This window comes from Pandoraea communis, from assembly GCF_902459745.1.
Lineage (GTDB): Bacteria > Pseudomonadota > Gammaproteobacteria > Burkholderiales > Burkholderiaceae > Pandoraea > Pandoraea communis.
Window position 1 is genome coordinate 1 of sequence record NZ_CABPSJ010000007.1, and the last position, 11,009, is coordinate 11,009.

The following is an 11,009-nucleotide window of genomic DNA, read 5'->3' on the forward strand; positions in this document are numbered from 1 at the left end:
GTGTTATTGCCTGAGCAGAAGTTGGCGATGGACAAGCAGTTCTTCTTTGAAGAGCAGGTGCAGAAGTTGGGGGCGATTACGCATATTCGCTTCAACATCATCCCGGACGGTGGCGTGTCGAGGCTGCGACTGTGGGGACGCCTGAGCGACAAGAAGGCGTAAGCAGCGAAAGCGGCGTCAGCAAGAAAGACGACCTCTCACGTCCTTGAAAAAGGAAGGGGACGAGGGAGGCTGCGATGAGCGAAGAAAAAAATGGGGTGTGACATGGCGGGTCTGGCGTTGAAGATAGAGCGATTGACGCGAGAGGCGTTCAAGCCGTTTGGCGACGTGATTGAGTTGCCGGGGGCGGAGCATTTTGCGATCAATGGCGGGACGACTGAGCGATTTCACGATTTGGCGACGGTGGATTTGGGTCCGGCGGGGGGAAGAGCGTTGGTGAACGTATTCCGGGGTCAGCCGAGGCAGTTGCCGTATGAGGTGAAGATGTTGGAGCGTCACCCGTTGGGCAGTCAGGCGTTCATACCGTTGAAGACGACGCCGTACTTGGTGGTAGTGGCCCCGGCGGGCGAGTTGGATGTGAGTGGGATGCGGGCCTTCGTCTCGGATGGGTGGCAGGGAGTGAACTATGCGAGAGGGGTATGGCATCACCCGTTGTTGGCGTTGCATGAGGTGAGTGACTTCGTGGTGGTGGATCGGGGTGGAGAGGGGGACAACTGTGACGAGCGGGATTTGCCGGGAGTGTATGTGTTGACGCAGGCGGCGTTGGACGCGGCACAGGCGGCGCAGAAGGCGGCGTAAAGAGAAGAGGAAAAGAAAGCACGAAGGAAGCAGGACAGCGAAAACGCCGGGGACTGCCCGGCGTTTTGCATTGGAGGGGGGAGAGAAACCGGAGCGGGGAAGAGAACGGGGGGTAAGGGCGGGAAGTATGGAAGGAGTGAGGAGAGACGGACCGGGGCGCCTTTCTGCAGCGAGTTGGGTTTATGTCTGAGAGGCGGAAAGGGGCTCCGGTCCGTCTGGAGGGCGGTGTTGAGGTGAGAGGTACTGAGGGGCGTTGAAGAAGGCGAAAAGACGAAGCGAAGGGGGGAAGAAACCTAGCGAAAAGCATAAGAAAAACCCGAAACAGCGCCAACTCCTATACTGCAAATCACCGGCGTGGTGCAGTTGGAGGGGGTGTGCACCGAAAGCGTGCGGTAAGGATGGAAAAAATGCTCAGGCATGGATATTGCTGGATCTCGACACAGCAATCTGCGGAGAAGCGTATGGTCGAGAGCTATAACGAGATGGCGAGCATCACGGGTGCGACTCGGGCGCATTACCGTCGGTTTGACGATTGGTTGAAGTGTCAGCCGGAAGATGTTTTGCATCACAAGCGGGCTGAGGCTGATCTGGCGTTCCGGCGAGTCGGGATTACGTTTGCTGTGTATGGCAATGAAGCGGGTACCGAGCGCCTGATTCCCTTCGATCTGATTCCAAGAATCATCCCGGCGCATGAGTGGCAGACCTTGCAAACGGGATTGCGTCAGCGGGTTGAGGCGCTGAACCGATTCATCCATGACGTTTATCACGAGCAGGACATCTTGCGCGCGGGGGTTATTCCGGCGGATCAGGTGTTAAAGAATGCGCAGTATCGTCCGGAGATGCAGGGTGTGGACGTACCGGGTGACATCTATGCGCATATCGCGGGTGTGGATGTTGTCAGGGCGGGGACGGGAGACAACGGTGAGTTTTACGTGCTCGAGGACAATCTGAGGGTGCCGTCCGGCGTGTCCTACATGCTGGAGAACCGCAAGATGATGATGCGGTTGTTCCCGGAATTGTTTGCGAGAAACCGGATCGCGCCGGTAGAGCACTATCCGGATCTCTTGCTTGACAGCTTGCGCGCAGTGGCGCCGATGGGGGTAGACGACCCGACTGTCGTTGTCATGACCCCGGGCATCTACAACTCTGCGTACTTCGAGCACGCCTTCCTCGCGCAGCAGATGGGTATCGAGCTGGTCGAAGGGCAAGATCTGTTCGTAGAAGACAACCTCGTCTACATGCGAACCACCAACGGACCCAAGCGAGTTGACGTCATCTACCGCAGAATCGACGACGACTTCCTCGACCCGCTGGCATTCCGTGCCGACTCCACCCTGGGGGTGCCGGGGTTGCTGAGCGTGTACCGGGCGGGGCGTGTGACCTTGGCGAATGCCATTGGCACCGGGGTTGCCGATGACAAGTCCATCTACCCGTTCGTGCCCGACATGATCGAGTTCTATCTCGGCGAAAAACCCATTCTGAACAACGTGCCCACCTACCAGTGCCGTCGTCCGGATGATCTTGCCTACACCCTTGATAACCTCGCCGAACTTGTCGTCAAAGAAGTGCATGGTGCGGGGGGGTACGGCATGCTCGTTGGCCCGGCGTCCACCAAAGCCGAGATCGAGGCATTCCGTCAGCGGCTCATCACCAAACCCGACGGTTATATCGCACAACCTACGCTCGCATTGTCCGCGTGCCCGACCTTCGTCGAGGCGGGGGTCGCGCCAAGACACATCGATCTGCGTCCGTTCGTACTGTCGTCCGGCAAGGGCGTCACTATGGTGCCAGGCGGGCTCACCCGCGTTGCGTTGAGCGAAGGATCGCTCGTCGTCAACTCCTCGCAGGGTGGGGGGACGAAAGACACCTGGGTGCTGGAGAAATAAGCCGCGTCAGCCGGACACGACAAACATCATAGCGAGAAGAGATCATGCTCAGCCGTACCGCCGATCACCTGTTCTGGATGGCTCGCTACATGGAGCGGGCCGAAAACACCGCCCGCCTGCTCGACGTCAACCTGCAAAATCTGCTGCTGCCGCAGGATGCCATCGATGACGAAGAAGACGCCGACACCGCCCGCGCGCATACCGGGGGATTCGACGATGAGGGTGGCTGGCGTGCCACCCTGCGTATCTCCGAACTCGAACCCGCCTTCAATCGCAAACATGCGCGTGCCACACGAGCCAACGTGCTCGACTTCGTCGTGCGCGACCGTGATAACCCATCCAGCATCGCCTGCTGCCTTGCGGCGGCAAGAGAAAATGCACGTGCCGTGCGCGGTACCCTCACCACCGAACTGTGGGAAACCGTCAACAGCACCTGGCTCGACTTTCCGCGCGTGCTCGACCTGCTCGAGCGAGATCCGGCTCAACTGTTCGAATGGGTCAAAGTGCGGTCCCACCTCTCGCGCGGCGTGAGCTTCGGGACCTTGTTCCAGGACGATGCCTTCTACTTCACCCGATTGGGCCTCTTCCTCGAACGTGCCGACAACACCGCCCGTATCCTCGATGTGCGCTTCCACGAAGCCGTGCGCGTCGACCGGGCAGGGCCGGATTCCCATCCGACCGACTTCTACTACTGGTCTGCCGTGCTGCGTAGCGTGTCCGGCTTCGAGATCTACCGCAAAGTTTACCGGGACGTCATCACCCCGGAGCGCGTCGTCGAACTGCTCATGCTCAACGCCCACATGCCGCGTTCGTTGCTCGCATCGCTGACCGGTGTATGCGAAAACCTCGCTACACTGTCCAACGCCCAGTCCGGCGATGTCGAACGCTACGCGGGCAAACTACAGGCCGAACTCAAGTACACCGATATTCAGCAGGTCCAGCAGCAAGGGCTCCACCCCGTTCTGACGGAGTTCCTCGAGCGAGTGTCCATGCTCGGTAACAAAATCAGCCAGACATTCCTGATTCCGCTTGCCGCCTGATGCCATGCGCCTGATCATCCGCCACGAGACCACCTACCGTTACGACACACCGGTGCGCTACACCATCCAGCAGCTTCGGCTCACGCCGGTGGGTTCCGAAGTGCAGCGCATCGTGCATTGGCGGCTGACCGCTCCGGGCAAGCTTACCGCCTCGCGCGACGCGTATGGCAACGACATGCATACCCTCGTGCTCCATCAGCCGCACAGCGAAATCCACTTGCTCGCCGAAGGAGAAGTCGAAACCACCCCCCTCATTGACGGCAAACTCGGAGAGATGAGCCATGCCGTACCAGTGTTATGCTTCGCCAGCCCTACACCGCTCACCGCGCGCAGCGATGCCATCGACGCCCTCGCTGGCGACGCCGGTGTGTCGACGCCGGGTGAGCTGCTGGCGCTCGCAGCGACCATCTGTGAGATAGTCGACTACCAATCCGGTATCACCGCCGTAACCAGCACCGCCGCGCAAGCCTTGGCGCTGGGGCGAGGAGTCTGTCAGGACCATGCGCACCTCATGCTTGCCGTGTGCCGGGCGCGCGGCATACCGGCGCGATACGTCAGCGGATACATCGATCCGGGCGACGTGCCGCATGCCGCCAGTCATGCGTGGGTGGACGTGTGGGTCGATGGGGCGGGATGGGTTAGCATCGACGTCACCCACGCCTGCTTTGCCAGCGGCAACTACTGCCGGCTGGCCGTGGGGCGCGACTACGAGTCTGCGGCGCCGGTCAGAGGTATGCGTAGCGGTGGGGCGACCGAAGCGCTGCACGTATCGGTGAGTGTCGATACCGTGCCGCTCGCTCAACAACAATAGCTTTTAGCGTGACGGGGTGGAGTACCCCGCACGGCAAGACAGGAACGACATGACGTATTGCGTGGCCATGAAGCTCGATGCCGGGCTCGTATTCCTCTCCGATACCCGTACCAATGCGGGCGTCGATCACGTCAGCACCTTTCGCAAGATGCTCGTGTTCGAGCGTCCGGGCGAGCGCGTGCTTGTGCTGCTCTCGGCAGGCAACCTCGCGCTCACGCAGGCCGTGCGCCAGCATCTGGTCGAAGCGCGCGACACCGACACCCTGTGGACCGCCCAGACCATGAGCGACGTGGCACGCGTCGTCGGTCAGGCGATTCGCGACGTCTACGCACGCGATGCCAAGGCGCTCGAAGCCTTCGGGGTCGACTTCAATTGCAGCTTCCTGCTCGGTGGTCAGATCGCCGGGGCGCCGAGCCGCCTGTTCCAACTGTATTCGGCGGGTAACTTCATCGAAGCGTCGTCGGTCAATCCGTACTTCCAGATCGGCGAGTCCAAATACGGCAAACCGATCATCGACCGACTAGTCACGCCGGCCACGTCACTGGACGACGGGGCCAAGTGCGCACTCATCTCCATGGATTCCACCCTGCGCTCCAACGTCTCCGTGGGGTTGCCGCTCGACCTGCTTGTGTACGAAGAAGACAGCCTGCGCGTGACGCGCTTCGCGTCGCTCGACGACGAGAACGTCTACTACAAGATGATTCACGACACGTGGGGTTCGCGTCTGCGTCAGGTGTTCGACGAACTGCCCGAGCCGCAATGGGCCGCCAGCGACGTTGGCGTGTCCACATTACCGCCGCCGCGCGCGACGCCGCCCGACGGTGCACCGGGTGCCGACGACGCGTCCAGCGTTCAATCGCTCGCGCAAACCTTCTCGCTGAAGATGCCGAGCTGAGCCTTAGCCACATCGCAATAAAAAACGGCGTGACGATGAAGTCACGCCGTTTTGCTTGATGCCTGCGTTTTAGCAAGACGCGGCCGGACCCAGCAACGTTTCACTCCGGACACTGCGCCAGTACAGCCACGCGCTGATGGCCAGCGTCAGCACCTCGGTGATCAGCAGCGAATACCAGATGGCCGCGCCGCCCAGCCACACGTTGAGCAACCAGAGAATGCCCAGCAACAACACCCAGCTTCGCAGCGTGGCGATGACGGCCGACGGACCCGGTGCTTCCACGGCGGTCAGGAAACCCGCCACGATCAGATTGCCTGCGGCCGGCAGAAACGCCAACGCGTACCAGATCACTGCCTGCTCGAGAATCGACCACGCATGAACGCCCTCGGGCAGAAACAGGAACGTGAGCGGACGAGCGAGCGTCGCCATGGCGAGCGCCACCAGTATCGAGAATCCCGTCACGGCGATGACGCCCAACCGGAACGACTCGCGCAGAGCGCTCAGATCGCGAGCGCCCCGATAGAAGCTGATCATCGGCTGCATGCTCTGCACCAGCGCCACCATCGTGACCGTGGCGCCCAGCGTCATGTATTCCAGAATGGCGTAAGCCGCCAGTCCCGGTTCGCCAAAGTTCGACAGAATCACGCGATTGAAGGCGAACACCGTCACCGCAGGCGCGATGGCTCCCAGAAACTCCGAGGCACCGTTGTACATCGCACGCCAGACGTGAACCTCCGCGTTTGCGAACGCGCGCCACGCGGGCACGACCTGCTTGGCGAGCACGAAGTGATAGGCGAGCATCACGCTGCTGGAGACCATCATCGACAAGCCCGTGGCGAGCGACGCCCCATACATGCCCATCCCGTTGACGGCGATGAACCAATAGTCCAGCGCAACATTGGCGAGCGCGCCCAGGAACATCGCGTACAAACCGAAACGGGCTGCCGGGGCACCTTCCACGCGCAGGAAGAGTTCCAGCGCGTACAAACCATTGGCGAAGAGCACGAACCAGCCCCAGCCCGAGAGATAAGCCACCACGTCTTGCGCGATGGGGCCCTCGGCGCCGAGGGCAGCAGCGATCTCGTGCCGCAGGCCCAGCACCGCAACGCTCATCGTGATACCGAAGGCAAGCATCACCCAGAGCACCTGCGAGAACGCACGACGTGCTTCGGCTTCCCGTCCCTCACCCAGCAGACGGGCGATGAGCGTGGCACCGCCCACCCCGGCCATCACACTGAAGGCGTAAGGCACATACAGCAGAGGCACGACGAGGTTGAGCGCGGCCAGCGCCTGTTCGCCGGCATATCGGCCGATGAAGATCCCGTCGATCAGCGTGTAGACCGTATACACCCAGCCGGAAAGAATCGTCGGAATCGCGAGTGAAGCGAATTGTTTGAGCAGCGACGTCCTGACGCCCTGCGTGGATTGGCAGAAATTGGAATGAGACATGGTCCCCCCGATGACACATCGCCGCGTCGTGTCGGGACGCAGCTCACCGTGGCTTGCACATCGAAAACGGATGGGAGATCAATCGGGCGCACGCAAGCGATGGCGCCCCCGTCCCGCCCGACACATCACGCGCAACTTCAGTGCACGCAGACGTTGTCAGGCAGACAGATCGGACGGCGGGAACATGGCCTGGTGCAAATGCACCCAGACGACGCCTTGCCGGGAAGCGGAGAAAAGCAGGAAATTCATTGTGTGGTTTGCGTGACGCGCCCGCCGTGGAGGGCATCGCGCCAGTGTTGAACGTCATGGGAAGGTTGGGCGGATGCCGCCCTCACAACAACGTCACGCCCGGACTGCCGGGCGCGTAATACAGACCTGCGTACTTGTGCCGAAGTTCCCAAACGATGCGTCTGGCAAATCAAGGCACCAGCCAAAGACATGGAGGCCTCATGAACATGTGCATAGCATTCGTAGCGAATCTTGAGCCGTCCAAACGAGTGAAGCCATGCAATCGAGCGCTCCACCGGCCGGCGCGCTTTCAGAACCCGACTTCTCGCTGCAATACCGCCGCCACGAAGCGAATCCCTTCGCCGGCAAAGCTCTGCCGTCCTGCGCCAAGATGAACGGTGCCGGTAATCTCACGTCCAAGCCCCATGCCGCCGCTACATTGTCCAAACCGCACCTGCCATGTCGCGGCAAGCGGCACGAGTGCGTGCGTCTTCGCATTCTGCTCGGCCGGAATAGGCCCACCGTAGGTACTTGCAACCGACGGTGCATCGAGTGTCGCTACGTTGACCTTGTCGATCGCATCGATCACGCAACGCCGCGCCCTTGATTCCGGCAGGCTTCCGACGAATGTCGCCGACTGCCCGGCCTCGAGTCGCGCCACGTCGTCTTCGCCCACATAGGCGTCTCCCTTGACCGCACCGGGGGCGATCAAGTCGTAGATCCGCTCGCCGCGCGGCAGCCACGTGCCCGCCACTTGCGCATCGTCGTTTGTCTGAACCGTTCCGTCGAAGGGGGCGGTGATGGTCAATTGAGCGATCTGCGCCTGCAACCCGACCACGGCTTGCTTCGCGGCTTCCCATCGATGCGCAAGCGCCGTCCCTTGCTTTTGCAGCCGCTCATCGAACGATTGCTGGTCGACCTCCCAATGCAGCAGCGCCTCATTTGCCATCGCGGCCGCCAGTTGCGCCTCGAGATCGGGCGATACCAGCACGGCGAGCATCTCGCCGGCGCGCACGCGCTGTCCGTCGTGCGCGGGCGTCGGCTTGTCGGCGACATAGCCAGGGGCGATGGTGTAGAGCCCCTGTGCCCGTTGCGGCGCGAGTACGGCCGGGGCGCTCACGCCGGCATGCCATGGCAGCACGAATATACTGAGGAGCACGGCGGCGAGAATGGCGGTACGTCGCGTCTCCCGGCACCAGCGCAATTCGTCGCGCCGCGCCCAGGTCGCGCGCGCTTCCTGCCAGACCGGGCGCACGATGAACCAGCCAAATTCGACGCAGAACAGCAGCATGCCGAGCAGCTTGAAGAAGGCGTGATACACCACGAACGCGATCGACACGAACACCACGACCCGGTACAGCCACGTAGCAAACGAAAATGCGATCAGAAAACGCCGGCGAGAGGCGCGGCATGGCTCGGGTTGCGGATCGCCGAAGCCAAACAGCCGCTCGCGCAGCCACCAGCGGCCCAACGCGAACGCACGGTCGTGCAGGTTCGGCATGTCGAGCCAGTCGGAGAGCAGGAAGTAGCCATCGAATCGCATGAACGGACTCGCGTTGATCGCCAGTGTCGCCACCCAGGTCGTCGTGGCAAGCATGAACGCCCCGGCGCGAAGGGGACCGTCGGGCAACAGGCTCCACGCCAATGTTGCGAACGCCGCGAGCGCCAGCTCGCTGAGCATTCCCGCAGCGCCGATCCACAGCCGGTCGCGGCGAGCCGGCACTTTCCACGCTTCAGTGGTGTCCGTGTAGAGCACCGGCAACATCACCAGCAACGCCACGCCCATGGTGGGCACACGGCAGCCGTGGCGCTGCGCCGTAAATGCATGGGCGAACTCGTGCAGAATCTTCGCGAAGCCCAGCGCGATACCTACGCCGATCAGGCCGCGCCAGTCGCTGTAGCCATGGAAGGTATGGACGAATTCGTCCCAGCGGCGCGATACCAAAATCAGTCCAGTCAGGGCGACGAGCGCCACAATCGCCCACGACACCGGGCGAAAGGCGAAGTGTACGTAGCGCTCGGCAGCGCGCAGGAAGGGCATCGGATGCCAGAGCGGAATCCGGATCATCAGGTAGTGCTTGAGCAGCCACATCGCGCGCGACGTCTGTTGGGCGGCCTTGTGCTGTTCGAGGCGCGCCGTGCCGGATGCCCCCGCGGACACCAGCAGATTCTGATGGCGCAGCATGCGCACCAGCGCCTCGAGATCGTCGAGCGAGACCGTCAGCGTGGTTTCCCGATTCACGCTGTCGACGATAGCGTGCATGTCGTCGAGTGGCCACCGCGCGAGCAGCTCGAAAGCGGGCCATCCGATCTGGAAGAAGCGGTTGGCCGCCGGATCGTGCAGCATCCAGGTCGGGGCGCCGTCGGGCGTGGACGCACCGGGCGAGAGCGTCAGTTCCTGACGAAGTTGCGGAAGTCGGGGCATGCGTCTCGGTGCACGAAAGGTTACCAGCCGAGCCATTGACGCGCGAGCGTCAGCGGGCGGCGCAGAACATAGTAAATGGCGGGTACCCATGGCCCCCGGATGCGCGCCGTGCCCATGGCGCCGAGCGGCGCCTGCGGCATGTCCTTACCGTGCGTGTCGAAGCTCGCACGCACGCGGTAGGCCAGCACACCTTCCGGTGTAGGTTCGGCGCGCCACGCAATGGAGTCGATGTGCGCGTCGTAGCTGGTCAGCGGCGAACTCTTGGGATACAGCGTCAGCGCCGCGCCGGGCTGCACATTGATGTTATCGGCCACCGGGAGCCACGCAGTCACTTCCACGTGGGCCGGATCGGCCAGCACCAGAATCTTCTCGCCTACGGCTACCGCCTTGCCTGTCCATTCGTTCGGATCGCTGAACACGGCCACGCCGGCACGCGTGGCGCTCACGCTCACGCGTGCGAGCTGGCGCGCGGTGTAGTCGAGCTCGACGCGGCTCTGGTCGAGCTTCCCCTTGCGCTCCGCCATGTCGAGTCGCGTGCGATCGTCGGTGACGGCGAGTTGCGCCGTCTGGCGAAACTCTTCCTGCGCGGTATCGAAGTTCTTGCGTGCGACGGCATAGCGCGATTGCAGCGTGGTGGCGTCGAGTCCGAGCAGCGCGGTGCCGGCCGTGACCGGCTGATTCGGCTTCACGTACAGATGATCGATCACGCCGTCGAGCGGCGCGCGCACCACGAAGGGGTCTTTCGGCGTTACCTCCGCCGGGGCGAGGACGGTCAGCCGCATCGGAATCAGGCAGACGACGGCGATGGCGATCAGCACACGGCGTTGCAGCCGGCCGGGGCGCAGCACCTCGCGGGCACGCTCTAGCCAGCTCGCGCGCGGCGCGAACGCTTCGAACGCGTGCGCCCAGACTTGTCCGAGTTCGCTCAGCAGCGCGAAATCGGTGGCGTTCCAGGCGGCCTCGCGCGCGAACACGACGCCGCCGACGGAATGCCCCGCACGGTCGGTCAGCGGCAACCAGGCACCGTGCGCCGGCCACCACGCCTCCCATTCCGCAGCGACGTGAGGGGCGTGCGCTGCAAGATCCGCGGCGGTAAACGCCTGCACCCTCGGTTGCGCGGGCAGCACGCTCGCGTTTTGGCCTTCCACGTGGGCGGCGGCGTCTTTCGGCGGCACGTTGCGCAACCCTTTGGCGAGCGCCTTGCAAAGCGCACCGAGCCATTGCACGTAAGGCGCATTGGGATCGCTTTGCGGCAGACCGGAGACGGCGGCGACGTGGCCGGGGGTGTCGCCGCGCCACCATGCCGCCTGCCGGTAGGGCATGAGCGCCAGCGTCTCGTTGACGATCGTGAAACCGAGCGTGGTCTCGCTGGCGGCGCTGCGCGCGCGAACCGAGAGTTGCCACAGCAGCGCGAGTTGCTGGCCGTCGATGCGGACTTGCGGGTCGTCGTCCCCGGCCATCTGCGATTGCGTCATGA

8 protein-coding genes and 2 pseudogenes are annotated in these 11,009 nt (G+C 62.9%); 6 read left to right on the forward strand and 4 right to left on the reverse strand.

The window, feature by feature from the left end:
- From PCO31110_RS21675 to PCO31110_RS21700, 6 genes and pseudogenes are all read left to right on the forward strand, one after another.
- Nucleotides 1–162, forward strand: a pseudogene (locus PCO31110_RS21675) (allantoicase); the annotation flags it as partial.
- Nucleotides 163–252: 90 nt separating this feature from the next.
- A complete protein-coding gene (locus PCO31110_RS21680; protein WP_150691349.1) occupies nt 253–798 on the forward strand; it encodes an ureidoglycolate lyase in 546 nt (181 codons plus the stop codon).
- A 461-nt stretch (nt 799–1,259) separates the two neighbouring features.
- Nucleotides 1,260–2,684 (forward strand): circularly permuted type 2 ATP-grasp protein, encoded by a 1,425-nt coding sequence (locus tag PCO31110_RS21685; protein WP_010807772.1) that lies wholly within the window; start codon nt 1,260–1,262, stop codon nt 2,682–2,684.
- 44 nt (nt 2,685–2,728) lie between these two features.
- Nucleotides 2,729–3,724, forward strand: a complete 996-nt coding sequence (locus PCO31110_RS21690) for an alpha-E domain-containing protein (protein WP_150691350.1) — start codon at nt 2,729–2,731, stop codon at nt 3,722–3,724.
- 4 nt (nt 3,725–3,728) lie between these two features.
- On the forward strand, nt 3,729–4,535 hold the full coding sequence (locus PCO31110_RS21695; protein ID WP_010807774.1) for a transglutaminase family protein: 807 nt from the start codon (nt 3,729–3,731) through the stop codon (nt 4,533–4,535).
- Between the two features lie 49 nt (nt 4,536–4,584).
- Nucleotides 4,585–5,430, forward strand: coding sequence for a proteasome-type protease (locus PCO31110_RS21700; RefSeq protein WP_150691351.1), 846 nt, complete (start codon nt 4,585–4,587; stop codon nt 5,428–5,430).
- A gap of 69 nt (nt 5,431–5,499) precedes the next feature.
- Here PCO31110_RS21700 and PCO31110_RS21705 read toward each other — a convergent pair whose 3' ends face one another.
- From PCO31110_RS21705 to PCO31110_RS21720, 4 genes and pseudogenes are all read right to left on the reverse strand, one after another.
- Nucleotides 5,500–6,879: an MATE family efflux transporter gene (locus PCO31110_RS21705; RefSeq protein ID WP_010807776.1), complete on the reverse strand. Its 1,380-nt coding sequence runs from the start codon at nt 6,877–6,879 to the stop codon at nt 5,500–5,502.
- Between the two features lie 422 nt (nt 6,880–7,301).
- Nucleotides 7,302–7,412: pseudogene (locus tag PCO31110_RS21710) on the reverse strand (IS5/IS1182 family transposase); the annotation flags it as partial.
- A 5-nt stretch (nt 7,413–7,417) separates the two neighbouring features.
- The gene (locus PCO31110_RS21715) at nt 7,418–9,532 is read right to left on the reverse strand and encodes an HlyD family efflux transporter periplasmic adaptor subunit (protein ID WP_150691352.1); all 2,115 of its coding nucleotides are present in this window, start codon (nt 9,530–9,532) and stop codon (nt 7,418–7,420) included.
- Nucleotides 9,533–9,552: 20 nt separating this feature from the next.
- Nucleotides 9,553–11,007, reverse strand: coding sequence for an efflux RND transporter periplasmic adaptor subunit (locus tag PCO31110_RS21720; RefSeq protein WP_010807778.1), 1,455 nt, complete (start codon nt 11,005–11,007; stop codon nt 9,553–9,555).
- Between the last annotated feature and the right edge of the window lie 2 nt (nt 11,008–11,009).